This window comes from Rhizobium sp. R693, from assembly GCF_002211315.1.
Lineage (GTDB): Bacteria > Pseudomonadota > Alphaproteobacteria > Rhizobiales > Rhizobiaceae > Rhizobium.
The window spans coordinates 1-24,796 of sequence record NZ_LOKY01000048.1 but is presented as its reverse complement, the minus strand read 5'-3'; the positions used below and the strand labels follow the sequence as shown (position 1 = coordinate 24,796).

The 24,796-nt window shown below is 60.0% G+C and carries 23 protein-coding genes and 1 pseudogene; 9 read left to right on the top strand and 15 right to left on the bottom strand.

From position 1 onward, the window contains the following. Positions 1-44 precede the first annotated feature (44 nt). Genes nuoH through ATY79_RS27785 form a run of 3 tightly spaced genes read left to right on the top strand, consistent with a single transcriptional unit; the run spans position 45 to position 2,107 of the window. Positions 45-1,031 carry an NADH-quinone oxidoreductase subunit NuoH gene (gene nuoH / locus ATY79_RS27795; RefSeq protein WP_088705672.1) on the top strand — a complete coding sequence of 329 codons (987 nt, stop codon included), beginning with the start codon at positions 45-47 and terminating at the stop codon, positions 1,029-1,031. Positions 1,032-1,061: 30 nt separating this feature from the next. After that, complete coding sequence (locus ATY79_RS27790; protein WP_088691661.1) at positions 1,062-1,628, top strand: NADH-quinone oxidoreductase subunit I; 567 nt, start codon at positions 1,062-1,064, stop codon at positions 1,626-1,628. A 38-nt stretch (positions 1,629-1,666) separates the two neighbouring features. Further along, a complete protein-coding gene (locus ATY79_RS27785; protein WP_088705470.1) occupies positions 1,667-2,107 on the top strand; it encodes a CBS domain-containing protein in 441 nt (146 codons plus the stop codon). A 22-nt stretch (positions 2,108-2,129) separates the two neighbouring features. Here the strand turns inward: ATY79_RS27785 and nuoG are convergent, their stop codons facing one another. The 14 genes from nuoG to ATY79_RS27715 form a co-directional block, all read right to left on the bottom strand. Beyond that, positions 2,130-4,718 carry an NADH-quinone oxidoreductase subunit NuoG gene (gene nuoG / locus ATY79_RS27780; RefSeq protein ID WP_088705469.1) on the bottom strand — a complete coding sequence of 863 codons (2,589 nt, stop codon included), beginning with the start codon at positions 4,716-4,718 and terminating at the stop codon, positions 2,130-2,132. A 29-nt stretch (positions 4,719-4,747) separates the two neighbouring features. Beyond that, entirely contained in the window at positions 4,748-6,013 is a 1,266-nt protein-coding gene (gene nuoF / locus ATY79_RS27775; RefSeq protein WP_088705468.1) for an NADH-quinone oxidoreductase subunit NuoF, read from the bottom strand. 4 nt (positions 6,014-6,017) lie between these two features. Further along, a complete protein-coding gene (gene nuoE / locus ATY79_RS27770; RefSeq protein WP_088705467.1) occupies positions 6,018-6,533 on the bottom strand; it encodes an NADH-quinone oxidoreductase subunit NuoE in 516 nt (171 codons plus the stop codon). 17 nt (positions 6,534-6,550) lie between these two features. Next, a complete protein-coding gene (gene nuoD / locus ATY79_RS27765) occupies positions 6,551-7,765 on the bottom strand; it encodes an NADH dehydrogenase (quinone) subunit D (protein ID WP_088705466.1) in 1,215 nt (404 codons plus the stop codon). A 1-nt stretch (position 7,766) separates the two neighbouring features. Next, complete coding sequence (locus tag ATY79_RS27760) at positions 7,767-8,327, bottom strand: NADH-quinone oxidoreductase subunit C (protein ID WP_088705465.1); 561 nt, start codon at positions 8,325-8,327, stop codon at positions 7,767-7,769. Then, positions 8,324-8,827, bottom strand: coding sequence for an NADH-quinone oxidoreductase subunit B (locus ATY79_RS27755; protein ID WP_088691667.1), 504 nt, complete (start codon positions 8,825-8,827; stop codon positions 8,324-8,326). The genes ATY79_RS27760 and ATY79_RS27755 overlap by 4 nt, the downstream gene beginning before the upstream one ends. Continuing rightward, positions 8,815-9,180 carry an NADH-quinone oxidoreductase subunit A gene (locus ATY79_RS27750; RefSeq protein ID WP_088705464.1) on the bottom strand — a complete coding sequence of 122 codons (366 nt, stop codon included), beginning with the start codon at positions 9,178-9,180 and terminating at the stop codon, positions 8,815-8,817. Before ATY79_RS27750 ends, ATY79_RS27755 begins: the two co-directional genes overlap by 13 nt. A gap of 154 nt (positions 9,181-9,334) precedes the next feature. Further along, positions 9,335-10,774 carry an NADH-quinone oxidoreductase subunit N gene (locus ATY79_RS27745; RefSeq protein ID WP_088705463.1) on the bottom strand — a complete coding sequence of 480 codons (1,440 nt, stop codon included), beginning with the start codon at positions 10,772-10,774 and terminating at the stop codon, positions 9,335-9,337. Next, entirely contained in the window at positions 10,771-12,246 is a 1,476-nt protein-coding gene (locus tag ATY79_RS27740) for an NADH-quinone oxidoreductase subunit M (protein ID WP_088705462.1), read from the bottom strand. Before ATY79_RS27740 ends, ATY79_RS27745 begins: the two co-directional genes overlap by 4 nt. A 9-nt stretch (positions 12,247-12,255) precedes the next feature. Further along, entirely contained in the window at positions 12,256-14,013 is a 1,758-nt protein-coding gene (locus ATY79_RS27735; protein WP_088705461.1) for a Na(+)/H(+) antiporter subunit D, read from the bottom strand. Then, positions 14,006-14,260: a hypothetical protein gene (locus ATY79_RS27730; RefSeq protein WP_088705460.1), complete on the bottom strand. Its 255-nt coding sequence runs from the start codon at positions 14,258-14,260 to the stop codon at positions 14,006-14,008. The genes ATY79_RS27735 and ATY79_RS27730 overlap by 8 nt, the downstream gene beginning before the upstream one ends. After that, on the bottom strand, positions 14,257-15,720 hold the full coding sequence (locus tag ATY79_RS27725; RefSeq protein WP_088705459.1) for a monovalent cation/H+ antiporter subunit D family protein: 1,464 nt from the start codon (positions 15,718-15,720) through the stop codon (positions 14,257-14,259). Before ATY79_RS27725 ends, ATY79_RS27730 begins: the two co-directional genes overlap by 4 nt. A gap of 4 nt (positions 15,721-15,724) precedes the next feature. Continuing rightward, positions 15,725-16,027, bottom strand: a complete 303-nt coding sequence (gene nuoK, locus ATY79_RS27720; protein WP_088691674.1) for an NADH-quinone oxidoreductase subunit NuoK — start codon at positions 16,025-16,027, stop codon at positions 15,725-15,727. Beyond that, on the bottom strand, positions 16,027-16,527 hold the full coding sequence (locus ATY79_RS27715) for an NADH-quinone oxidoreductase subunit J (protein ID WP_088705458.1): 501 nt from the start codon (positions 16,525-16,527) through the stop codon (positions 16,027-16,029). The genes nuoK and ATY79_RS27715 overlap by 1 nt, the downstream gene beginning before the upstream one ends. A 568-nt stretch (positions 16,528-17,095) precedes the next feature. Here ATY79_RS27715 and ATY79_RS27710 point away from each other — a divergent pair. The 6 genes from ATY79_RS27710 (at position 17,096) to ATY79_RS27685 (ending at position 24,126) form a co-directional block, all read left to right on the top strand. Beyond that, a complete protein-coding gene (locus ATY79_RS27710; RefSeq protein WP_088705457.1) occupies positions 17,096-19,027 on the top strand; it encodes a methyl-accepting chemotaxis protein in 1,932 nt (643 codons plus the stop codon). A gap of 226 nt (positions 19,028-19,253) precedes the next feature. Continuing rightward, entirely contained in the window at positions 19,254-19,637 is a 384-nt protein-coding gene (locus tag ATY79_RS27705; protein WP_348627579.1) for a hypothetical protein, read from the top strand. Between the two features lie 260 nt (positions 19,638-19,897). Beyond that, positions 19,898-21,151, top strand: a complete 1,254-nt coding sequence (locus tag ATY79_RS27700) for an aromatic ring-hydroxylating dioxygenase subunit alpha (protein ID WP_088705455.1) — start codon at positions 19,898-19,900, stop codon at positions 21,149-21,151. Then, a complete protein-coding gene (locus ATY79_RS27695; protein ID WP_088705454.1) occupies positions 21,141-22,229 on the top strand; it encodes an FAD-binding oxidoreductase in 1,089 nt (362 codons plus the stop codon). The genes ATY79_RS27700 and ATY79_RS27695 overlap by 11 nt, the downstream gene beginning before the upstream one ends. 56 nt (positions 22,230-22,285) lie before the next feature. Next, positions 22,286-23,560, top strand: a complete 1,275-nt coding sequence (locus tag ATY79_RS27690) for a Xaa-Pro peptidase family protein (RefSeq protein ID WP_088705671.1) — start codon at positions 22,286-22,288, stop codon at positions 23,558-23,560. Between the two features lie 80 nt (positions 23,561-23,640). After that, the gene (locus ATY79_RS27685) at positions 23,641-24,126 is read left to right on the top strand and encodes a DUF1643 domain-containing protein (RefSeq protein ID WP_088705453.1); all 486 of its coding nucleotides are present in this window, start codon (positions 23,641-23,643) and stop codon (positions 24,124-24,126) included. 78 nt (positions 24,127-24,204) lie between these two features. Here ATY79_RS27685 and ATY79_RS27680 read toward each other — a convergent pair. After that, positions 24,205-24,796 (bottom strand): annotated as a pseudogene (locus tag ATY79_RS27680) (electron transfer flavoprotein subunit alpha/FixB family protein); the annotation flags it as partial.

The window sequence follows — 24,796 nt, the reverse complement described above, 5'->3', positions numbered from 1 at the left end:
GTCCGGTCGCGTGTTTCAACCTGTCAATGAAGCCGCTGCGGATCATGGAACTCATATTCGCCATCGGATTGATCGTCTTCAAGGTTGCGTTGCTGATTGCGATGCTGCTGCTGTTGCCCTTGCCGCTCACCTGGCTGGAACGCAAGATCGCCGGACACATGCAGCAACGGATGGGACCCATGCGCGTTGGCTGGCATGGGCTGCTGCAGCCGGTGGCGGACGGAATCAAACTCTTGACCAAAGAGGACCACATCCCGGCCGAGGCTGACCGCTTCCTGTTCAAAGTGGCTCCGATCCTGGCGCTTGCTCCGCCCTTCGTGGTGTTCGTCGCGATCCCCTTTGGCGAATCCATCTCGGTGCTCGGCAAGGAGATTTCCCTTTACGTCTCCGACATGAATGTGGCGCTTCTCTTCGTCTTCGCTGTGCTCGGGATCGAGGTCTATGGTGTCATCTTCGGCGGCTGGGCAGCCAACAGCAAGTACGCTGTGCTTGGCAGCCTCAGGACCTGCGCGCAGATGATCAGCTACGAGATCCCAATGGGGTTCGCGGTGATCGGCGTGGTGATGCTGGCGCAATCCATGAGCCTTCTCGAAATCGTGCGAGCGCAGGCCGATGTCTGGAACATCGTCTATCAACCGGTCGGATTCTTCGTGTTCTTTGTTGCCGGATTGGCCGAAGCGCAGCGCATTCCTTTCGACCTGGCGGAAGCGGAGGGCGATCTCGGTGCCGGGTTCCATACCGAATACAGCGGCATTCGCTTTGCGTTCTTCATGATCAGCGAATATTCCATCGTCCTTCTGGTCTCGGTGGTGGTGGTGCTCCTGTTTTTCGGCGGCTGGAACGGCGTACTCATCCCCTTGCCACCGCTCCTCTGGTTTGCGCTCAAGGTCGCGTTCTTCGTCTACTTGTTCATGTGGTTCCGCTTCACCTTCCCGCGCTATCGCTACGACCAGCTGATGGCGATCGGATGGAAAGTCTTGCTTCCGCTGTCGATGGCGAACATAATCATCACTGGTCTTGTCTTCTTTTAGGGGCCAAAGCGGCTCCGGAGTGGGGCAGCGATGTCGCACGCACAGGACAGAATTGGAACTTGGATCGGCTGGGCGTTCTTCGCCGACCTCGCGAACGCTTTGGCGTTGACCTTCGGTTACATGTTTTCCAAACCGGTGACCATGCAGTACCCGGACAAGGAAAAATGGCTGCCCTACTCGCGTTACCGCGGGCACCACTTCCTGACGCGCGACGAAGCCGGCGAGATCAAATGCGTGGCCTGCGAACTCTGCGCGCGGATTTGTCCTTGCGACTGCATCGAAGTCGTCCCTTACGAGGACGAAAAGGGCAACCGTCACCCGGCGAAATTCGAGATCGACACGGCCCGGTGCCTCTTCTGCGGCCTATGTGAGGATGCCTGTCCGGCCGACGCGATCAAGCTTGGCCAGCAGTATGAATTCTCGAGTTTCTCCTCGAAAGACCTGGTAATCGGACGCGACGATCTGCTCGCCAAGCCGGGTAAAGCGGCGACCGGCGGCGGCGTGGTCGCCGCGCGCCTGAACACAGAACGCGACGTCCTGGTCGAGACGAGCGAGCCGCAAGGGTACAACTGGTGGCGGAATATCCGCAGAAGATGACGCGCCAGCCGCAAGTGGGGCGCAGAAAGGAGGCGCAGATGCATGTGTGCCAGATTTTGAATAGCAAGTCTCCCGAGATCATCTCGGTCGCACCGGACCACACGATGGTGGAGGTCCTGAGACTGTTTCGCGAAAACAACATCGGCTTCGTCATTGTCGGTCGTTCCCCGGGGGAATGCCTGGGCACGGTGTCGGAGAGGGACTGCTGCAACGCGATCGCTGAATATGGAACCGAAGCGCCCGCCATGCGCGTCCGCGATATCATGAACCGCCGGGTGGCGACCTGCTCGTCAGACGATTTACTGCCTCTTGTAATGGCGATCATGACCGAACGGCGCACGCGCCATGTGCTGGTCATGGATGGCGAGACTATTGTCGGCATTGTCAGTATCGGCGACGTGGTCAAGTACAGGCTCGAAGAAGCGATGCGCACGGAGCAGGATCTGCACGACTACATCAGCGGGGTCAGCTATCATTGACAACATACACCTGGGTTAAGGGTCAGCCACCAGTGCTGCCCTGGCCGAGGTCCTTCGGACCGAGCCCCGCTGTGGCGGCGATCATGGAGGCGACTTGTGCCTTTTGAACCTCCACCGGACTTGGGTATTGACCCCGCAGCATCAGCCTGTTGAGCCGCAAGGCTCTGTAATTTTCGGGAACGAACACAAGGCCGCGGGGAAAACGCCGGTTGACCTTGAGTTGTGCACTCAGCTCGCCCTGGCCGGATCGCACGACGACCTGATCGCCATCCGAAAGGCCCAGCTCTTCGGCATCCTGCGCGCTCATCTCGGCATAGGGGTCATCGGCGATCGTATTCAGGATTTTTGAGCGTTCGGAAAGATATCCATTGTGGAAAAGGCAATTGCCGGTGATCAGCATGAGACGGTCAGACGCAATGGGGGCAGGCGCTGGCGCAAAGAACCCACCAGCCGGTGGTGTCAGCCCCCCTTTGGTAAACGCGCCGTCGGTGCCAAGCCCATCCTGCGTCAGCCCCTGGTAAGCGGGAACCAACCGGACGATCTCGTCGAAGATCTCGCCTTGAACTGATGGTCGCATCGAGTGGCCGCGAAGGGCTGCGACGAAGTCGAAGATCGCCAGGTTGCCCCGCGCCTCGACAACGGGCTCACGGAACTTGCTGACCTTCTGGAGCCGACCTTCGTTATTGGTGAAAGTGCCTGCCTCCTCACCGTAACTCGCTGCGGGCAGCACCACTTCGGCGAGGCTGGTCGTATCCGTGATGAACGCGTCCTGCACGATCAGGAGATCGGCGCGACGAAGTGCCCGCCGCGCGAACTCCCGGTCGGGATACGACATCAGCGGGTCGCTGCCGGCGATATAGAGCGCGCCCATTTGACCCTGGTCACAGAGATCCAGCATCCGGTCGAAATCCGCGCCCGGTTCGGAGCGGATCACAGTACCCCAGGCCCCTTCGAGAGTTTTGCGCGTTGCATCATCGGCGAGCGCGCGCAACCCCGGCAGGGTTGTCGGTAAAACGCCCATATCCCAGGCTCCCAACTGGTTGGCGCGGTCGAAGAGAAACTGCAGCGCCGCTCTTTTGCCGAGCAGGCCGAGAACCTTGAGAAGGTTGTTAAGCTGCTGCAGCGTCACGCCTGCTGTTGGCGACCTCAGGAGTTCGGCGCTGACAAGCACGGTGATGCTTTGTCCGTCCGAGAGCGCCGTGGTCAGGCGGGACAGTTCGTCGCTGCCTGTGACCGCGGGTGGCCCGCTAACGTCCGCGGCAACCTCGCTCGGCAGGTCCTGACCGGCCGCCGCGAGACCGGCCACCACTGCGGCAAGGCTCGACGCTTCACCGCCCGGCGACGCGCGAACGACCGCGCGAGCATCGGCGTCCAGGCGGGACGGTCGCGCCGAAAGCATCAGCAATCTGGTCTGGCGCCGCCGCGCGGCGTCGCGCAGCAGATATTCGGTGACGGGGTTTTCCTCGGTCGGGTTACCGCCGACAACGAGCACGCAGTCGTTGCCGATCACGTCCGCCAACGGCGCGCGGCTGTAAAGGCCCGTCAGCAACGGACCGAGCGTATCGACGGGCGTGGACCAGCGCGACGAGCAGTCTATGTTGTTGGTCCAAAAGACCGTCCGCATCATTTTCTGGAACTGGTAAAGGATCTCGTTGGGAAGGCGCGGTGAGGCAAGCCCGCCGGCAGCCTTGCCCTCGACGGACGAGAGGCGCCGTCGCAGGTAGTCTCCCGCTTCTTCCCACGAAACCGGAACGAGGGCGCCGTCACGACGGACCATCGGATGCTTGATCCTGTCCGTGCTCGTGACGAAATCGAGGCCAAAACGCCCCCGCGCGCAGAGCGTTTCGCGGTTGAGCCCTTCATCCCATTTCGAGCGCACGCGCATGAACTCGCCCTTGCGCGTGCCGACGGTCAACTGGCAGCCGGTGCCGCAATGCGGGCAGACCGTGTCTGTCTCGGCCAGATCCCAGGGCCGAGCCTTGTAGCGATAAGGGAAGCTCATGAGAGCGCCGACCGGGCAGACCTCGATGCAATTGCCGCATTGGTCGCAGCTCGCCAGGCTGCCCTCAAACCCGGTCACGGCCGTATCCATACCTTTCTCGACGGTGCCCAAGGCGACCGCACCGACCACTTCCTCGCACATCCGCACGCATCGCTGGCACTGGATGCAGCGGTTGACGTTCATGATGACGACCGGGCTCAGACGGATATCCTCGGAGTGGAACACGCGTTTGGCATCGCGGAACCGGCTTTCGCGCGGCCCATAGGCCATCACCTGGTCCTGCAACTCGCACTCGCCGCCCTTGTCGCAGATCGGGCAGTCGAGGGGGTGATTGGCGAGCAGCATGTCGAGCATGGACGAGCGCGTTTCGTCGATCAGCGGCGTGTTGGTGCGCACCACCATGCCGTCGGTGACCGCGGTGGCGCAAGACGGTTGCAACCTCCGCTGTCCCTCGATTTCAACCAGGCACATGCGGCATGAGGCGAGCGGCGGCAGCCGTTTCATATAGCAGAAGGTCGGAATGTCGATGCCAAGGCGCTCGGCCGCCTGCAGCACGGTAGAGCCGGCGTCTACTTCCAGCGTTTGGTCATCAATCGTGATACGAACCATGGCTTCCTCGCGGTCTTTTCCCGCGCACCTCAGTGAAACGGGCACCTCCGCTCCTCGATATGGGCGACGAACTCATCGCGGAAATGCTTGAGCGCGGCCCGCAGCCCCATGGCCGCGCCGTCGCCCAAAGCGCAGAACGTATTGCCGAAAATGCCCTTGCAGAGAGCGTCCAGCTGTTCCAGGTCTCCCCGGTCCCCCTGCCCCGCCTCGACCCGCCGCAGCACTTTCACCGCCCAGTCCAGCCCTTCGCGGCAGGGCGTGCATTTGCCGCAGGACTCGTGGTGGAAGAACTCGATGATCCGGGTCGCGACCTTGACCATGCAGGTGGCCTCGTCGATCACGATCACACCGGCCGAGCCGAGCATCGAACCGGCGGCGGCAAGCGAGTCGAAATCCATCCCCACGTCAAGCCCGCTTTCCGGGATGACCGGCGCCGAGACGCCGCCCGGGATCACCGCCTTGATCCTGCGTCCAGGCAACGGACCGCCAGCGTGGTTCTCGACCAGTTCCCGCAGCGGTATGCCCATCGGCAATTCGTAGAGCCCGGGTTTGCGCACCTGTCCGCTTATGCAATAGAGCTTCGGGCCTGGGCTCTTATCCGGGCCGATCTCCCGAAACCACCTCGAGCCGCGCATGACGATATGCGGCACACAGGCGAGCGTCTCGACATTGTTGATGACGGTCGGGCTGGCGTAGAGCCCCTCGACTGCCGGAAACGGCGGTTTCAGCCGGGGCTGTGCCCGCTTGCCCTCGAGCGAATCGAGCATCGCGGTTTCCTCGCCGCAGATATAGGCGCCGGCACCGCAATGGATATGCACGGCAAAATCGAAATCGGTACCCAGGATGTTCCGTCCAAGGAAACCGCTTTCGTGAGCCTCGGCGATCGCCTGCTCCAGGTGGCGGATTGCCGTCACATACTCTCCGCGGATGTAGACATAGGCGGTCCTGGCGCCGATCGCATAGGCGCTTACAGCCAGCCCCTCGATGAGCTGGTGCGGGTCGCGCTCCATGATGATCCGGTCCTTGAAGGTGCCAGGCTCTCCTTCGTCGGCGTTGCAGCACAGGTATGTCGGCTTGCCGGTCTTTTTCGGGACGAAGCTCCATTTCATGCCCGTTGGGAAACCCGCGCCGCCGCGACCACGCAGGTTTGATTCCTTGACAAGGCCGATGATCTCGTCGGGCGTGTGCTCATGCAGCGCCTTCTTCAGCGCCTGGTAGCCGCCGCCAGCCTCGTAGGTCGACAGCAAATGACCGTCCGGCACGTTCATATTCTTGAGGAGAACCGGTTCGAACATGGCGCTATTCTCCCGGCTGCTGCTGTGAAGCGGTGTGCTCAACGCTTGCCGCCTGCGGCGCGGTCGCCCGAAGACTGTCCAGAAGTATGTCAACCTGTGCGACATTCAGCTTGCCGTGGTAGTTGTCGCCGACCTGCATCACGGGCGCCATCTCGCAGGCGCCGAGGCACTCCACGGTAGAAAGCGTGAATAGCCCGTCCGCAGTGGTTTCGCCCTTTTCGATCCCCAGCACCGCTTCCATATGCTTCAGCAGATCCTCCGATCCGCACAGCATGCAGGAAACGTTGTCACAGAGCTGCAGGTGGAACAGGCCGACCGGTTCGGTATGGAAGAGCGTGTAAAAGGTGGCCAGCTCGTAAACCCAGATCCGCTCGACGCCGAGGATGTCGGCGACTTCCTCGAGTACCGGACCCGGCAGATAACCATGTTCCTTCTGCGCAATCAGCAGCGCGGGCATGATCGCCGAGCGCTGGTTCGGATACCGCGCCGCCGCTGCCTTTATCTTTTCGCGCATGCTCATCTCGTCAAAGTCTCCTGTCACTTGTCCACCTCCGCCATTACCGGGTCGAGACTGCCCAAGACGGCGATCATGTCGGCCAGGTAACGTGCGTTGGTCACCCCGAAGAGCGCCTGCAGGTTGACGAAAGACGGTGCTCGCACTTTCATGCGGAACGGTTTCGGCGATCCGTCGCTGATGATGTAGAAGCCCAGTTCACCCTTTGGCGCCTCGATCGCCGAATAGACCTCGCCCTTGGGCACGTCGAAGCCGTAGGCCGACAGGTCGAAATGCTGGATCAAGGCCTCCATCGAGCAGTGCACGCGTTCCTTGTCCACCGGGAATGCGATCGTCGGCATGTCGATCTGGAACGGTCCTTCGGGCATCTGGTCGATGCACTGTTCGATAATTGCGAGGCTTTCGCGCATCTCATCCACGCGGCACCGCCAACGGGCGTAGCAATCGCCCTCGTTGCGGGTGATGACGTTGAAGGCGAGCCGGTCATAGATCTCGTAGGGCTCGTCGCGGCGGATATCCCAGTCGACACCGGAGGCACGCAGGTTCGGGCCACTGAGACCCAGATCGACTGCGTCTTCACCGGAGATCACGCCGATCCCCTTCGTGCGCTTGAGGAACACCCTGTTATCTTCGAGCAATTGCTCATAGTCGCGGATCCGGCTTGGGAAGATGTCGCAGAACTCCCTGATCTTGGGAAGAAATCCATCAGGCAGATCCTCGCGCAGGCCGCCAACCCTGCAGTAGGATGTGTGCATGCGCGCACCGGTAATCATCTCCAAAAGGTCCATGATCATTTCGCGCTCGCGCATGACGTAAAGCAGCGCTGTCATGGCACCGAGATCCATCGGTAACGCGCCGGTGATCAGGAGATGACCAGAGATCCGCGCCAGTTCGGCCATCATGACGCGGATATACTGAGCCCGTATCGGCGCTTCTATGCCAAGAAGCTTCTCCACCGCCAGCGCAAAGGCAAGGTTGTTGGATGGCGGGCAGAGATAGTCGAGCCGGTCCGTCAGCGGAAAAATCTGGGTGTAGGTGAAGCTCTCGGCGAGTTTTTCTGTGCCGCGGTGGAGGTAGCCGATATGCGGGTCCACACGCTCGACATACTCGCCGTCCAGTTCGAGGACGAGCCGGAGTACCCCATGGGTGCTGGGGTGCTGCGGGCCGAGATTGAGAAGCACTTCCTTGGTATTGAGGGCTTCGCCTTCCGGCCTGCCGAGCTCGGTGACTTCGGTCATCTCAATTCTCCGGCGTAAAACGGCCTCCTTCTGGAATGTCCCTGGTGGCAATGTCGGGCTGCGTTGGCGGCGGGCCTTCGGCACCGAAGGGATTCAGCTTGTCCTTGTAACCCCTCAAGGGGAAATCCTTGCGCTGGGGAAAGCCCTCGAAGCCTTCCCACATATAGATCCGCCGCAGATCGGGATGGCCTTCGAACCTGATTCCATACATGTCCCAGGCCTCGCGCTCATGCCAATTGGCCGTCCGCCACACCCCCGTCACCGACGGGACGCAGGGCGGATCGCCAAGCCGGCACTTGATGCGAACGCGCCATTTGTTCGGCAGCGAATAGAGGTGGTACACAGCCTCATAGCGCGGCAGCTCCGGGTAATGATCGACCCCGCAGATATCAGACAGGAAATTGAACTGCAGCGCTGGATGTTCTTTCAGAAACCGGCAGAACTCGACAATCGTTTCGGGTTGAACGGCAAAGGCGTGAATGCCGTGCGCGGCACCGAGGTCGTCGATTGCTCCGTCGAAGCGCTCCAGGATCAGGGTTCGATCGAAAGGCTGGATGCTCATGAGGCGGCGATCCGGTCCAGAGGCGTCCCGGCCAGCGCCCGGGACTTCTTGATCTTCTCCTGAAGAAGCAGGAAGCCGTGCATCAGCGCCTCGGGCCGCGGCGGGCAGCCGGGCACATGCACGTCCACCGGCACGAAGGTTTCCGACCCCTGTACCACAGCGTAGGTATTGTAGACCCCGCCCGAGATCGCGCAGGTCCCCATGGCGATTACCCAGCGCGGCTCCGGCATCTGGTCATAAAGGCGGCGCACGACGGGAGCGAATTTCCGGGTCACGGTACCGGCGATGATCATCACGTCGGACTGGCGCGGCGAAGGCCGGAACACCACGCCGAACCGGTCGAGATCGTAACGCGCGCAGCCCGCCGCGATCATCTCGATGGCGCAGCAGGCAATGCCAAAGGTCTCGGGCCACAACGCCGATCGCCGGCTCCAACTGATGACGCTGTCGGCGGTGGTGAACAGCACGCTGTCGCGTATCGCATTGCCTACGCCTCCCATTCCAGCGCTCCCTTCAGCCAGGCGTAGGCGAAACCCACGACTAGCAGCATCATGAAGACGAACATCTCGACATAACCGACCGGACCGATGTCTTTCAGGACGACAGCCCAGGGAAAGAGAAACATCGTCTCGACGTCGAAGACCACCAGCAGGATAGCCAGCATAAAGAACTGCACCCTGAAACGGCCTCCGGCAGCCTCGCCTGCCGGGTCCATGCCGCATTCATAGGCCATGTTCTTTGCAGGATAGGGATTGGACGGGCGCAGCAGCGACGAGACAAACAGGGTCGCCCCCGTCACCAGAGCAACTCCGGCGACCATGACAAGGACCGGCAGGAATTCCATTGCAGTCATAGTTCACCGCCTCGCTCGCCCACCTGGGGTTTTGCTCCGGCTGCCACCGACCCGCTCGGGCCGGTATTGCAGTCGCCCCGGGAAAGCGACTTCTGCAATCCTTTCTTGCAGTATCAGTGTATTCCGTCGGGTGGATCATTGCAAATTCAATAGATCAGCCGCCAAACACCGAATGCTGGGCAAGCCTCAAAAACCATGCCGGAAACAGGCCAATACCGATAGTGCCGGCCGCGGTGAAGGCGAGTGTGGCGCGCAGCAAGGGCGTCAGCGCTGGGGTGAACGCCCTCTTTGGTTCGCGCATGTAGATCACCATGGCAATGCGAATATAGAAATAGGCAGCGACGACGCTCAGCAGCACGGCAATCACCGCCAGCATGACGAACCCTCGCTCGACCAGCGCGACCAGCACGTAGAACTTGGCGAAGAAGCCGGCCGTCGGTGGAATGCCGGCGAGCGAGAACAGAAAGAGCAGCATCACAAGCGCCAGCCCGGGATGCTGCTTGGCGAGCCCCGCATAGTCCTCGATAACCTCGCCCGAGAAATCATCGTTCCGCATCATGATGACGGTGCCGAAAATGCCGATATTCATGAAAGAGTAGATCAGCAGGTAGAGCATCACGCTGGCAATCCCATCCGTACCGCCGGCCACCACGCCGAACAGGGCGAAGCCGGCATGGGCAATGCTGGAATAAGCCAGGAGGCGCTTGAAATTATCCTGCACCAGCGCCACGAAACTGCCGAGCGCCATCGTCGCGACGGCAATCACCGCGACGATGATCCAGACATTTGAGGCTGCGACCAGCGGGTTGATGAATACGCGCAGGATCACCGCGAAACCCGCCGCCTTGGGACCGACGGACATGAATGCGGTGATGGTCGTCGGCGCGCCCTCATAGGCGTCCGGCAGCCACATATGGAACGGTACTGCGCCGACCTTGAAGACCAGCCCCGCGACGATGAAGACCACCGCCAACAACAATCCGGGATCGCGTGGATCGCCGGTCACCGCAGCAGCCATCCCGTCCAGCTGCGTTGTGCCAGTCAGACCGTAAACCAGTGAAACGCCGTAGAGAAAAATCCCGGTCGAGACCGAGCCAAGGATCACGTATTTCAGCGCCGCTTCATTCGAGCGCCTTTGTTTCCGCAAGAAGCCGGTCAACACATAGGTGCAAAGCACCGTCAGTTCGAGGCCGACATAGATCGACAGGAGGTCGCTCGCCGAGGCCATGATCATCATGCCCGAAAGCGCAAGCAGCAGCAGGACATAATATTCGCTGTTTCCGATCCCTTCGATGTCGGCGTATTTTCGCGATAGGAGGAGCGTCAGAACGGTAGCCAGGTAAAAAATGGTCTTGAAGAAGATCGAGAAGCGGTCAGCGATGAACATGCCCGTGTAGGCTGGCCGCACTTCGCCCGCCAGCATGAATGTCATGGCGGCGGCAACAAGCACGACGGCCACGGAAGCCGAGACAAGGAAATCGCCCTGCCCTTTGCGGACAAGCTGTCCCAAGATAAGCAGAATGCAGGCCCCGGTGACGACCACGATTTCGGGTAGGCTTGCAAGGATCGACTGGAAGAGCGCAGCGGCGGTCATTGGCCACTCCCCTTGCCGTGCATCTGCACCATCAGATGCTTTGCCGAGGTGTCGATGATGCCAAGAAAGGGTTTTGGATAGAGCCCAAGCCAAAGCACGAGAAGCGCCAGCGGCAGGATCGCAACCATCTCGCGGGCGTTGACGTCACGTATTTTGAACAGGGCGCCGACGCTTGCCGGACCAAGCGCAACTTTCCCATACATGCCAAGCAGGTAGGCCGCGCTCAGCAAGGCGCCGAGGACGGCGGCCGCACCAACGGCGAGGTTGGCCGCAAAGCCACCGGACAGCACGAGCAACTCGCCCACGAACGAGTTCGTTCCCGGCAGAGCCATCGACGACAGCGTGAACAGCGCAAGAAACGCGCTAAAGACGGGGGCTGCCTTCATCAACCCACCATAATCGGCGATGCTGCGCGTATGTGTCCGCTCATAGATCAGGCCGACGAACAGGAACAGCGCGCCCGTCGTTACACCATGGTTGAACATTTGCAGGATGGCGCCCTCAAGGCCGCGGAGGTTCAGCGCGAAGATCCCCAGCGTCACAAAGCCCATATGGCTGATGCTGGAATAGGCCACCAGCTTCTTCAGGTCGTCCTGCGCGAGCGCAAGCAGCCCGCCGTAGACGATCGCAAGCGCCGAGAGCGCCAGCATCAACGGCGAATAATACGCCGACGCTTCCGGCAGCATTGGTAGGGAGAAGCGCAGGAAGCCGTAGGCGCCCATCTTCAGGAGCACGCCGGCGAGGATGATGCTGCCTGCCGTCGGTGCCTGCACATGGGCATCCGGTAGCCAGGTATGGACCGGGACCATCGGTACCTTCACGGCGAAGGCGACCAGGAAGGCGAAGAACAGCCACGACTGGATCGGAAACGGCAAATTCTGCGCTGTCAGGGCGAGAATGTCGAAGGTCCTGCCGCCGTTGAAATAAAGGACGATGACGCCGATCAGGAACAGGACACTGCCTGCCAGCGTGTAGAGGAAGAACTTGAAGGCTGCATAGACCCGGCCCTCGCCCCCCCAGACGCCGATGATCAGATACATCGGGATCAGCATCGCTTCCCAAAACACATAGAACAGGAACAGGTCGAGCGCGCAGAACACCCCGAGCATCAGCGCCTGCATGACGAGCAGGCTGACCATGAACTCCTTCACCTTGCGGTTAATCGCAGCCCACGAGGCGAGCACGCAGACCGAGCCCAACAGCGCGGTCAAGAACACGAAGAGCGCGCTTATTCCATCAACGCCGAGCGCATAGCTGATCCCGAGCGCGGGCACCCATGAGTGTCTCTCGGTGAACTGTGTGACATGGGTCGTGGTGTCAAAGCTCGCAAGCATAGCGATACAGAGGGCGAGATCGAGGACGGTGGTGGCGAGCGCCGTCCATCGTATCGCATTGTCGCTGCGCAGAAACATCAGCACCGCTGCCCCGGCGGTCGGCGCAAATACGATGAGGCTGAGGAGCGGTAACCCCATGGACACCCCCTAGCGCCACGCCACGGTAAAGACGACGGTGGCTGCGACCACACCGACGATCATTGCCAGTGCGTAATGGGTCACGACGCCGGTCTGGAGTCGCCGCAGAGTTTGGCCGCCGCGCAGGATCGAGCGGGCGACGCCATTCACGACAGCGTCGACGCCGACAAGATCGATCCGCAGTCCCGCCCGGGCCGCCCAGTGCAGAAAAGGCAGCGCCGCGGTCTCCGACATATTGCTCACCACCTGCTCGTAGCGTGCCAGCGGCCTTTCGGCGAGCCACATGAAGGCGCGCGCGCCCTTGCGATAGAACCAGTCGGTGTCGAGACTGATCGTGTTTTCGGGGTCGAGGGCCCTGAGGAACAGCACGAAACCCAAGGCGGTAAACATCAGCACGCCGAGGCTCTCGGTGACGTGGGAGCCGGTATAGGGTTCGAAGTCGACCGGGTAGGGCAGAAGCGCATAGAGCGGCTGCGGAAATACCCCGATCGCAATGCAGAGTACCGCCGCCATCGCCATTGCAACCAGCATGTTGAGTGGCGGCTCCCGCGCCTCCAGCTTCCGGTCCGTACCAAAAAACATGTAATAGGGAAGCTTAAGCCCGGTGTGCAGGAACGTTCCGGACGACGCCATGGTCAGCGCCAGCACCACCAGCGCCCGGTGATCATCTCCGGCAGCGGCAATCACCATCGACTTGGTGACGAAGCCCGAGAAAAATGGAAAAGCCGAGATCGCGAAAGCGCCGACCATGTAGAGTGCAACGGTTACCGGCATGGTCTTGTGCAGCCCCCCGAGTTCGGTGAGCTTGCGCCGGCCGGTGACGTAGATCACGGCGCCTGCCCCCATAAACAGGAGGGCCTTGTAGAGGATGTGCGCGAAAGCGTGGCTTGTGGCCCCATTGACAGCCATCTCGGTCCCGATACCGATGCCCGCCACCATGTAACCCACCTGGCTGACGATGTGATAGGCCAAGAGCCGCCTGCAGTCGTTTTCCAGTACCGCATAGATGACACCGTAAAGCGCCATCACGGTGCCAAGCCAGACAAGCAGCTCGGTCCCTGGAAACGCCCGCGCCAACACATAGACGGCGGTCTTTGTGGTAAAGGCGCTCATGAACACTGCCCCCGTCACGGTCGCCTCCGGATAGGCGTCGGTCAGCCAGGCGTTGAGCGGCGGCACGGCTGCATTGAGCAGGAACCCGGCCAGGATCAGGTAAGTGCCCGGGCCCATTTCACCGATCGGTCCGAAGAGTAGCGATCCTGTTGAATGCCCATGGAGGATGATGCCGCCGAGCAGGACGACGCCGCCGGTGATATGGACCATGAGGTAGCGGAACCCGGCGCCGATCGCTTGCCGACCGCCATTAGCAAAGACCAGATAGGCAGAGGCAAAGGCCATGATTTCCCAGAACAAATAAAGGGTCAGGTAATCACCGGCAAACACCACGCCGAGCGAACTACCGATGTAGACGAAGGCAGCGACATGCTGGCCGGGGCGGGGCACGTGCAATGCGTAGACCGTGCCGATCAGTGACATGATGGTGAAAACGGTGGCGAAGACGATGCTGAGCTTGTCGACCTTGGCAATCAGGATCGCCTGCCCGAGGAACTGCGCCGCCCCATAGCTGCCCGGCTGCATCATAACCACCGCAAGAACCGCGAGCACCGTGACCAGTACCAGATAGATCGTGCGGATCGCTCCCGTCAGGAATGGGATCGGCAGGGCACCAACAATGAACAGCAGGGCGGGATGGACGAAGTCAATCATAATAGTCCTCGCGCTCCATGAGTCCGCCCTGATGGCCGAGGAACTTGGAAACGAAGATCAAAAGAACGCAGGACACGAAGCCATAGATCGCCGACCAGCCCGGCAGGCGGTCCCACAGGTATTCGGCGTGTTCGCGGGGGACCAGGAAGTCGGCGATGACGATCAGAGCGAGCACCAGATAAAACAGCCGGCGCCGCAGCTTGGCATATTCCTCATCGCCAAAGAAATCGACAACGCGCTTGATCATCTGACAACTCCTTGCGCCAGGGTGAGGAAATAGTCGGGGAAGATACCCATCGATACCGACAGGACGGCGGTTGCCACCAGCGGGATCGTCAAAAGCGGAATTTCGCGAACCGTTGCCGGGCTCTCCTCAGCTTCGGTCCTGAAGAAGGCGAGATAGGTCACCGGCAGGAAATAGGCCGCGTTGAGAACAGAGCTCACGAGGAGTACGACGAGGAAGACAACGTCTCCCGCCTGCATCGAGCCGAGGGTCAGATACCACTTGCTGACGAAACCCGCTGTCGGCGGCACCCCGATCATGCCGAGCGAGCCGACGAAGAACGCCCCCATCGTCCAGGGCAACCTGCGGCCGATCCCGGCCATGTCGCTGATGTTACGCTTTCCGGACGCGCAATAGATCGACCCGGCGCAGAAAAACAGGGTGATCTTGGAGAAGGCATGGGCCGCAATATGGATGATCCCCCCGACCATCGCCAACGGCGAAAGCAAAACCGCACCCAGCACGATATAGGAGAGCTGGCTGACCGTCGAATAGGCAAGCCTCGCCTTCAGGTCGTCGCGCGTGAGCGCGTAGACGGACGCCATCAGGATCGTGAATGAGACCAGGTAGGCCGTGGCAATGCCCAGATGCTGGCTGCCCATCAGCCCCGTGCCGAAAACATGGAACACCACGCGGAGCACGCAAAAGACGCCCATCTTGACCACGGCAACGGCATGCAGGAGCGCGCTGACCGGTGTCGGGGCCACCATGGCGGCAGGCAGCCAGGCGTGCATCGGCATGACTGCGGCTTTGGCGAAGCCGAAGAGATAGCAGAAATAGACCACGGTCATAAGCGCTGCGGAGGCATTGACCCCCGCCAGCAGCCCACCAGGCACAAAGTCGAGCGATCCCGCAAGGGAGTAGGTCAGCGCCAAAGCGGCGAGAAGTGCGCTTTTCGAGGCGCCCATCAAATAGACGAGGTATTTGCGGCTGCCCGCCCATGCTCCTTCGTCCTCGTGGTGATAAACGAGCGGATAGGTAACGAGGCTGAGCACCTCGTAGAAGATCACCAGCGTGAACAGATTGGCGGCAAAGGCGCCCCCGGCGGCGGCCGCAAGACTGCTGGCAAAACAGGCGAAGAATCGCGTCTGCGCGTGCTCCTTCAGGTGCCGCATGTAGCCGATGGAATAGATTGCTGCCACGATCCACAACAGCGATGAGACGGTGGCAAATACCATGCCGAGTGCATCGACCCGGAACGCGAAGTCAATACCCGGCAGGATCTCGAACAGGTGCAAATCGATTGTCCCGCCAGAGAGCACGATGGGCGCCATCGAGGCGACGATCGCGAACATGCCCAGCGCGGCGATCGGTGAGACGAGATCGCGCAGTTTCTCGCGGTTGTTCAAAAGGAGAATCGCAAGGGCCGCCAGACCTGGTATGGCGACGGCAAGCAGCGGCCGGATCGATATCACCGGGTCCAAACCGCTATCCTTTCATCATCGTCACATCGTCGACCTTGAGAGTGGATTTGTTCCTCACAAAGGCGACCAAGATGCCAAGGGCGACGGCAACCTCCGCCGCGGTGATTGCGATGACGAAGATCGCGAAGATCTGCCCGCGGAAATCGCCGTACTGGCGCCCGAAAGCGATGAAGTTGATGTTGACCGAGTTGAGCAGCAGCTCCAGCGACATCAGCACGACCAGAATATTGCGCCTGAGCAGTACGCCCGCCGCCCCGATCACGAAGAGGACCACCCCGAGCACGATGTACCAGGAGAGCGGAGCCATCATCCCTGTTCCTTCCGCGCCAGCACGATGGCGCCGACCAAGGCGGCCAATAGGACGACGGAGGCTGCTTCAAACGGCAGCAGGTAATCGGCAAAAAGCGTTGTGCTGAGCTGCCTGATCTCGTCACCGCCGCCAACGGCTGCGGGCTCCACAGCCGAGAAGCGCCTGCTCCAGAGCACCAGCGCGAACATCTCGACCCCAAGCAGGACGAGCAGCACCAGAGCGGGCAGGTTGCCGCCCGGCAAGAAGCGCTGCAACACCGCTTCGCGCACGTCGATCATCATGATCACGAACAGGAAGAGCACCATAATCGCGCCGACATAGACGAAGATCTGGATGACGGCGGGCAACGGGGCGCCGAGCAAGATGAAGATTGCCGAGATCTGCAGGAAACAAGCCATCAACGCCAATGCACTGTGAACGGGATTGCGCGCCACGACCACCGTCAGGGCCGCAATCACGGACACCGTCGCGAACAGAAGAAAGAACCCCTGACCCATCGACGCGCCCCTCCCACGCAAACTGTCACCCAGCGCGAAACGGCCGGATATGAAATAGTTGCGCACTTCAGGTGCATTAATAAATTGTGCCCTAGTCTCGGATTTTTCACAAGATTATTGTCGTTAATTGAAAAAAAGCGGGCCAATCCGGATGTGGCCAATGAGGCGCGTGAGACTGCCGGCAGAGCGAACCTGCGGGACTCCCTTACGGCTGTTGCCTGTCGCAGTGATGCTTGGCCTGCGCCACTGTCGCGGCATCGCTGCAAGCATTGGGATTGGCTGCGAACAAAGTGAACCAATCGCTTAGAGTCGAATCAAGAAAATTGAGCGCTATTGAATTGCAACCTGGAATACTAGTGGCTGGCATTACTTGGAATGAGCCTAATTATTTTACTCATATTATAATTATTAACCATCTTTCATTATCTGTTTGTTCACGAGTGCTTTCTTCACGCAAAGCGGGAAATGAGCTCAACGGCGCTCGCCCGGCGTCCCCGGATAACGCTCATTGTCGCAGCATCGCGCAAATTCGTTTCTTGCGCGACTATTTGCGCTTGGAGGACTGCAAATGAGTTTCCGATTTGGCATCGGCCCCCGCCTTTACGCAGCTTTTGGTTTCCTGCTGCTGCTCATGATTGGCTTGACGCTCTTTTCCGTTTCAAGGATGAACTATGTCGACCACGATCTCGTTGAGATCAACGAGGTCAACAGCGTCAAGCAGCGCTTCGCCATCAATTTCCGGGGTAGCGTTCATGACCGGGCAATTGCCATTCGCGATGTCGTTTTGCGCGATGAGCCTGCCGCTCGTCAGACCGCCATCGATCTCATTGCAAGGCTTGCTGCCACTTATGCCGAAAACGAGCAGAAGTTGAATGCGATGATCTCTGCCCCAGGTGCTGCCAGCGAGACCGAGAAGGCGATTATTGTGGAAATCGCCGACGTTCAGTCCAGAACCAATCCCGTTGTCGCAGATATCATCGCGCGCCAGATGGCAAGCGATCCGGTGCAGGCCAAGAAGATGCTGATCGAACAGGCAACGCCTCTCTTCGTCAACTGGCTCAAGGCGATCAACAAGTTCATCGACTACCAGGAAAACCTGAACAAGTCGGTCGGCAGTGGCGTCAGCGGTGTCGTCGCAGGCTTCCAGACGCTGGCGCTGGGCTCGTTGGCAGGCGCAGTCCTAATGGCTATTGCCGCTGCGTTCCTCGCGACCCGCTCGATCACGTTGCCGATGGCCAAGCTGCAGGTCGCCTTGCGGCGGATAGCAGAGGGTAACAACGAAAGCACCATTGATATCGAGGCCCGCGGCGACGAGGTCGGCGATTTGGCAAAGGCCGTCGGCGCCGTTCGCGAGGCCGTGACGTCGCAGGCCGAAGCGCGCGCTGCGGCCGATGCACGCCGGACTGCTGATGAAAACGCGCGGCTTGAAGCAACTGCGATGGAACGCGAAGCGCTTGCAGCACAGACGAATGATGCCGTTCACCGGCTCGGCCATGCGCTTGAGGAAATGGCTGCCGGCAATCTTGATGTCCGTCTCGACAAGCCGTTTTCAGTCTCTCTCGATACGCTGCGCGTAAACTTCAACAGCTCCGTCGAGAAGCTTCAATCTGCGTTGAAGACGATTGGCGATAACGCATTGTCGATCGATGCGGGTGCCCGCGAGATCAGTGAAGCGTCCAACGACCTGGCAAAGCGTACTGAACAGCAGGCGGCATCGATCGAACAGACCGCAGCAGCACTCGACGAAATTTCGACGACGGTTAACGACGCAACCCGTCGCGCGGAGCAGGCTGGCAAGCTTGTTGAACGAACACGCACCAATGCCGAGCGATCCGGCGAAGTCGTGAGGCGTGCGGTCGCCGCGATGAGCCAGATCGAAGGTTCCTCGAACGAGATCAACAATATCATCACCGTCATCGATGACATCGCATTCCAGACCAACCTGCTGGCGCTGAATGCCGGGGTCGAGGCCGCACGTGCCGGAGAGGCGGGCAAAGGCTTTGCAGTCGTCGCTCAGGAAGTACGCGAACTTGCTCAACGCTCCGCCAATGCCGCCAAGGAGATCAAGCAACTGATCAGCAATTCCGGCGATCAAGTGCGTTCCGGCGTGACGCTTGTCGGCGAGACCGGAACGGCGCTGACAGAGATCGTCAGCGAAGTGCAGGAAATCAACCGTCACGTAAACTCGATCGTCGAGGCCGCGAAGGAGCAGTCCACGGCCCTGAAAGAAATCAATGCCGCGGTGAATTCGCTTGATCAATCCACCCAGAAGAATGCAGCGATGGTCGAAGAGACGTCCGCGGCCAGCCACAAACTGGCTGACGAAGCGGGGTCGCTGACAAACCAGCTGTCCAAATTCCGCTTTCGGGGCTCTTCCGGGACGGCGCAATCTCACTATGCACCGGCAGCGCCGCAGCGAAACGCTCCAGCCGCAATGGCACGAAAGATCTCAACAGCGTTTGCCGGCGGTGCGGCTGCTGAAGATTGGCGGGAATTCTAAATAGGAGACACGATAAAAAGCGCCGCGACCGCCGATGTCGCGGCTCTTTTTCGTTCAGATCTTCGTCGTCGCCATTGCGCACGCGCCTGTCACCCTGCGGAGCGCAAGCGATCTTCCTTTTTTGGCGTTTCGTATGATAGCTCATGGGTGAACCGCCAGGTATCGATGTCGATCCCGAGTGTTGGTCCCACGGTGCGGGCGGGTTTTCCCGCGAAAGGAGACGCAGTTGGCTGACAACCGCACACCAATGCTTCAATCCTTGCTCGTCATCACCGCCTTCTTCGCGTCCGCATCGGCTGCGGCATCGTTGGACATCGAAAATGATCGCTCCACGTCAATCAGGCACGGCCTGTTTGAAATCCGTGAAGCGGCCAGGCGTTTCATCTCGAACGAGAACGCCAAGGGCCTTCAGCAATGGGACGTATTGGAGCCCAACCTGAAGACATTCGTTCCTCGCTGTGCGGTCCCACTCAAAGCACGGTGGACGCCGAAGAGCTTCGGTCTTTCGCGACAAAGCGTGATGGTAATATGCCCAACCGCGATTGCGAATATTGCGATGCGAAGCTGGGATGTGCACGTGCCTGTACGGCAGAAGCAAAACTTGGACTGAACCACCAGCTTTGGGTCCAGCCCGCCTTCCAAACTGTAGCAGGCTGATACGCTGACGGAGGAGAAGAGGGACCGGCTTGACGCCCGGGCATAAGCACTCCATCCGCCGCCAACGGAATTTTCCGACTCACGGCATCGACGGCGAAACTGCATCGCATGCTCAGGCGCATTACTTTGCGTTATGCGTGCGTGATAATTAATGCCGTTGAAGAGGCTGGCCAGCAAGAGCAGTCTGCGCAAAGACAAGCATAAGGGGCTCTCATGCTAAACAAACTTCCTTCCTCCGTCTCCGCCCTTCTCGACGCTCGCAAGAACGGACACTCGCTGCCCGCCGGCCTCTACACGCGGGAGGACGTCTTCGACGCCGACATCGATGTTTTCTTTCACAAACACTGGATCTGCATCGGTCTCGACTGCGATGTTCCGGAAGCGGGCGACGCCACGGTCATCGACATCGGCAAGACAAGCCTCATCCTGCTGCGAGATGACGACGGCGAAATTCGGGTGCTGCACAATGTTTGTCGCCACCGCGGTGCCCGTCTTTTGGATGAGGGAAAAACGATCGTTTCAAAGCTTGTCTGTCCCTATCACAACTGGACCTACGAGCTTACCGGAGAGCTCAGTTACGCTCCCCATATGGGCAAGGACTTTGACAAGGATTGTCACGGACTGAAACCCGTAACCTTCAAGTCGATCGGCGGTCTGATCTACGTTTGCCTTTCCGACAACCCACCCGAGGACATCGACGTGCTCGAACGCACGATGGCCGAACGCCTGGCTCCCTACGACATCCGCAATGCGAAGGTCGCCCATCAGACGGATGTGATCGAGGATGGCAACTGGAAGCTGACGATGGAGAATAATCGTGAGTGCTACCACTGTTCGGCAAACCATCCCGAGCTCTGCGTATCCTTCATCGATCTCGACTTCGGTTTCGATCCGGAAACCTTGAGCGCGGAGGATCGCGAACAGGCGCAAGAACACTTCCGGCTGTATGACGAAAGGACCAAGGCATGGGAGGCCGAAGGCTTCCCATCCGCCTCCGTCGAGCAACTCCTTGACTGCGCCACGAACTTCCGTACGCAAAGACTGATCATCGCCGGCGCGGGCGAATCCCAGACCCATGACGCCACGGCGGCATCATCGAAGCTGCTCGGCCACATGACACGGAAGGACTTGGGCGACACCCATCTTTGGGGCCACAACTCCTGGAACCACTTCATGGGCGACCATGCCGTGGTCGCCATCGTTATCCCCTTGTCGGCAGGCAAGACCCTGGTGCGGACAAAGTGGCTGGTGCACAAGGATGCCGTCGAGGGCGTCGATTACGATCACCACAAGCTGACAGACGTCTGGATTGCAACAACCGACCAGGACGCTGACCTGGTGGCGCGCTCCCATGCCGGCGCGCTCGATCCTGCCTACCGGCCAGGCCCCTACTCGCAATTTTCGGAGACTAACCTCGACAAGTTTGCAACGTGGTATATCGATCGGATGCGCGCAAATGGATACTGATTTCGCACAGAAACACGGTGGCTCAGCCTTGCCCGACACGTGGGATCCCGAGCACGACGACACCCTGGTGTGCCTGGACGTCCATCAGGAAACCCATGACGTCAAGAGCTTCACCTTTGCGTCACCGCAAGGCAAGCGCTTCAGCTTCGATGGCGGGCAGTACTTCCTCTTCGACTTCCCGATTGGCGATGACGCCGAGGCGCGCTGTTATAGCATCTCGTCCTCACCGCACCGCTCCAATGCCTTCACCGTGACGGTGAAGCGCGTCGTGAACGGAAGAATATCGAACTGGCTTCACGACAACATGCGAAGCGGCATGACCCTGAAGGCTCAGGGGCCGCTCGGTCATTTTGTCTGTCGGCGCGTCGCTAACCCGAAGCTTCTGCTTCTTTCCGGCGGCTCCGGCATTACGCCGGTAATGTCCATTCTGCGCGGCCTGGCGGATCGCTGCGAGCCGGCCGATGTCGTCTTTCTCCATGCCGCTCGCTCTCCAGTCGATCTGATCTTTCGCAGCGAGCTGAACTGTCTTGCCACGCGCATGAAAGGCCTTCGCCTGCAGTTTCTGCCGGAGAGTGTCGATGGGGAGCCATCCTGGCCGGGGCTGACGGGGCGCATCTCGCCCGAGTTCCTCAAGCTCGCCGTGCCCGACATTGCGGAGCGAACCGTGATGTGCTGCGGCCCGGCGCCATTCATGGCTGCCGCACGCTCGATCACAGCGCAGCTCGGAGTGCCGGCGAACGGCTATATCGAGGAAAGCTTCGAGGCTGCCATCATCGACGAACCGGCGGTCATTGGTGAGGCCTCGACACCAAACAAGGTTTTTCAGGTCGAGTTCGCCAAGCAATCCCGAAAGATCGAGGTCGCCGACGACCAGACCGTTCTTGCCTGCGCAAGGAAGTCGGGAATACGCATCCCTTCGTCCTGCTCCAATGGCGTATGCGGCACATGCAAGTCGAAGCTGGTTTCCGGTGCCGTGGACATGAACCACAATGGCGGCATACGCCAACGAGAGATCGACCTTGGACTATTTCTACCGTGCTGCTCCAAGCCTCTCAGCGACCTGGTGATTGATCGCTGATGCCGGAAAGGCGCGAGCCGCGCATACCATTCTTCGACGACAATCAGGGATCGCCCATGCTGCTCAGAGAAAGCGTTTCCGACCAAGGCCCCTCGGTGTTCAAGGACGAACGCAAGCAGGCCTACCTCAATCCAGCCGGAGCCGATCGGCCGCTCATCAGTCCAATTCCTCTCCAGACTCTCGATAGCGCCCGGCGGTATCGACTGAACCGCCTTCGATCGAAAATGATCGAATGGGATTGTTCGGCGCTGCTGTTGTACGATCCGGTCAACATCCGTTATGCGTTCGATTCATCGAACATGAGCATCTGGACGATGCACAACCCCTCGCGATATGCGCTCATTTTGGCTGACGGCCCCGCCATCATGTTTGAATTCGAGGGATCGCAGCACGTCAACGACGCGCTTCCCGGCATCGATGAGATCCGGACGTCAAAATCCTTCCTGTTCTTCACCTCAGGTAATCTGGTCGAGCACAGGATGAGGGACTGGGCCGACGAAATCGCGGACATCGTGAAGTCGCATGGGCGCAACAACAGACTAGCCGTCGACAGGTTGGAGCCGGCGCCGGCATTGGAGCTTCAAAAGCGCGGTTTGGAACTGCTGGATGGCCAGGAGCTGGCCGAACGAGCCCGCTCGATCAAGAGTCCCGAAGAAATCGACCTCATGCGCTGGACGATCCGGGTGTGCGAAGCCGGGATGGCCCGCATTTACGAGGTCTCCGAGCCGGGACGAACGGAGCGCGAGATCTGGGCGGAGCTTCATTTTGAGAACGCCCGCAGTGGTGGCGAATGGCTTGAGACGAAGCTCCTGACGGCTGGCCGACGAACCAATCCCTGGTATCAGGAGTGCTCCGACTACGTCATAAAGCGCGGCGAGATGATCTCCTTCGATACCGACATGATCGGACCATACGGATATTGCGCCGATCTGTCGCGTTCATGGACTTGCGGCCATGTGGCAATGAATGACAAACAAAAGGAGCTCTATTCTGCGGCGCTGGACCAGATCGAGCACAACCTGTCGATCATTCGTCCCGGCACGCCATTCGTTGAATTCAACGAAAAGAGCTGGCGCATTCCTGCAAAGTATCTGCCTTATCGCTATACTCTGGCGGTGCATGGGACAGGGATGGCAGACGAATGGCCCGGCATCCTGCTCCACCCCGATTTCGATGAGAACTTCAGCGGCTTCATCGAAGAGAACATGGTTCTGAACGTCGAAAGTCTGATTGCGGAGGAAGGGTCCGAGAGCATCAAGTTGGAAACACAGGTCCTTGTCACATCTAAAGGAGCGGAGCGCCTGGACTCTTTCCCTTGGGAAGACATCTGACAGGAAACCTGGACGCGGGGAAACACCCCATTGTGCTTCTTTGTGCCCTGGGCGAGAGCGCCGGCGAAAGGAGAAGGCGGATGACGGGCTTCACTATCTCTTCTGCACGATTTTCAAGGTGTTGCTGCTATCGATACCGGCTGGAGCGACAGTGGGACCCGTTACGGCAAACTGTCGCGTTCCTGATGCTCAATCCATCCACAGCGGACGCCTCCAGCACCGATCCAACGCTACGTCGATGTATCGCCTTTGCAAGGTCGTGGGGGTTTGGTGGTCTCGTCGTTGGGAATCTCTTTGCCCTTCGATCGTCCAATCCAGGACGGCTCTATGAAGAAGCGGACCCGGTTGGGCCGGAAAACGATCGATACTTATGCGAGTTGTCCGAAAGCTGCGACCGGATCGTGTGCGGTTGGGGAAGACATGGTGCCTATCTTGGCCGAGCTTCTGACGTTTGTGGTATGCTCGCGACGTCAAAGCTTTACGCGCTCAAATTCACCGCGGGTGGGCACCCCTCCCACCCACTCTATATCTCCGGCACAGCCGAGCCGAAGAAATTCCAATGTTGAACCTCCTATTGCCGGCCGCGCCCAAGTCGGAAGGCCAAGAAACCGCCCCGCTCGGCATTCGCTGGTTTAATAGTGTGGCTAGAGAGACCGTTGCAGCTCCGGCAGGACATCGAAGAGATCGGCGACGAGACCGTAGTCGGCGACCTGGAAGATCGGCGCCTCCTCGTCCTTGTTGATGGCGACGATGACCTTGCTGTCCTTCATGCCGGCGAGATGCTGGATCGCACCGGAGATGCCGCAGGCGATATAGAGATCAGGGGCGACGACCTTGCCGGTCTGGCCGACTGCCAGTCGTTCGGGGCATAACCGGCATCGACGGCGGCACGGCTGGCACCGACGGCAGCACCGAGCTTGTCGGCCACCGGCAGGATGACGTCTCTGAACTTCTCCGCCGAGCCGAGTGCGCGGCCACCGGAGATGATGATCTTCGCCGAGGTCAGTTCGGGGCGGTCGGAGGCCGACAGGGCATCCTTGACGAAGGTCGAGAGGTCAGGATTGGCCGCAGCGGCAATGGTTTCGACCGGAGCCGAACCACCTTCGGCCGCGGCGGCAAACGAGGCGGTGCGCACGGTGATGACGCGTCTGGCGTCGGTCGTCTGTACCGTCTGGATGGCGTTGCCGGCATAGATCGGCCGCTTGAAGGTGTCGGAAGAAACAACTTCTGTTATTT

What these genes read in the sequence shown, in the direction of transcription:
- nuoH (WP_088705672.1), top strand. Translation starts at nt 45, where the DNA reads ATGGAACTCATATTCGCCATCGGATTGATCGTCTTCAAGGTTGCGTTG.
- ATY79_RS27790 (WP_088691661.1), top strand. Translation starts at nt 1,062, where the DNA reads ATGTCGCACGCACAGGACAGAATTGGAACTTGGATCGGCTGGGCGTTC.
- ATY79_RS27785 (WP_088705470.1), top strand. Translation starts at nt 1,667, where the DNA reads ATGCATGTGTGCCAGATTTTGAATAGCAAGTCTCCCGAGATCATCTCG.
- nuoG (WP_088705469.1), bottom strand. Translation starts at nt 4,718, where the DNA reads ATGGTTCGTATCACGATTGATGACCAAACGCTGGAAGTAGACGCCGGC.
- nuoF (WP_088705468.1), bottom strand. Translation starts at nt 6,013, where the DNA reads ATGTTCGAACCGGTTCTCCTCAAGAATATGAACGTGCCGGACGGTCAT.
- nuoE (WP_088705467.1), bottom strand. Translation starts at nt 6,533, where the DNA reads ATGAGCATGCGCGAAAAGATAAAGGCAGCGGCGGCGCGGTATCCGAAC.
- nuoD (WP_088705466.1), bottom strand. Translation starts at nt 7,765, where the DNA reads ATGACCGAAGTCACCGAGCTCGGCAGGCCGGAAGGCGAAGCCCTCAAT.
- ATY79_RS27760 (WP_088705465.1), bottom strand. Translation starts at nt 8,327, where the DNA reads ATGAGCATCCAGCCTTTCGATCGAACCCTGATCCTGGAGCGCTTCGAC.
- ATY79_RS27755 (WP_088691667.1), bottom strand. Translation starts at nt 8,827, where the DNA reads ATGGGAGGCGTAGGCAATGCGATACGCGACAGCGTGCTGTTCACCACC.
- ATY79_RS27750 (WP_088705464.1), bottom strand. Translation starts at nt 9,180, where the DNA reads ATGACTGCAATGGAATTCCTGCCGGTCCTTGTCATGGTCGCCGGAGTT.
- ATY79_RS27745 (WP_088705463.1), bottom strand. Translation starts at nt 10,774, where the DNA reads ATGACCGCCGCTGCGCTCTTCCAGTCGATCCTTGCAAGCCTACCCGAA.
- ATY79_RS27740 (WP_088705462.1), bottom strand. Translation starts at nt 12,246, where the DNA reads ATGGGGTTACCGCTCCTCAGCCTCATCGTATTTGCGCCGACCGCCGGG.
- ATY79_RS27735 (WP_088705461.1), bottom strand. Translation starts at nt 14,013, where the DNA reads ATGATTGACTTCGTCCATCCCGCCCTGCTGTTCATTGTTGGTGCCCTG.
- ATY79_RS27730 (WP_088705460.1), bottom strand. Translation starts at nt 14,260, where the DNA reads ATGATCAAGCGCGTTGTCGATTTCTTTGGCGATGAGGAATATGCCAAG.
- nuoK (WP_088691674.1), bottom strand. Translation starts at nt 16,027, where the DNA reads ATGGCTCCGCTCTCCTGGTACATCGTGCTCGGGGTGGTCCTCTTCGTG.
- ATY79_RS27715 (WP_088705458.1), bottom strand. Translation starts at nt 16,527, where the DNA reads ATGGGTCAGGGGTTCTTTCTTCTGTTCGCGACGGTGTCCGTGATTGCG.
- ATY79_RS27710 (WP_088705457.1), top strand. Translation starts at nt 17,096, where the DNA reads ATGAGTTTCCGATTTGGCATCGGCCCCCGCCTTTACGCAGCTTTTGGT.
- ATY79_RS27700 (WP_088705455.1), top strand. Translation starts at nt 19,898, where the DNA reads ATGCTAAACAAACTTCCTTCCTCCGTCTCCGCCCTTCTCGACGCTCGC.
- ATY79_RS27695 (WP_088705454.1), top strand. Translation starts at nt 21,141, where the DNA reads ATGGATACTGATTTCGCACAGAAACACGGTGGCTCAGCCTTGCCCGAC.
- ATY79_RS27690 (WP_088705671.1), top strand. Translation starts at nt 22,286, where the DNA reads ATGCTGCTCAGAGAAAGCGTTTCCGACCAAGGCCCCTCGGTGTTCAAG.
- ATY79_RS27685 (WP_088705453.1), top strand. Translation starts at nt 23,641, where the DNA reads ATGACGGGCTTCACTATCTCTTCTGCACGATTTTCAAGGTGTTGCTGC.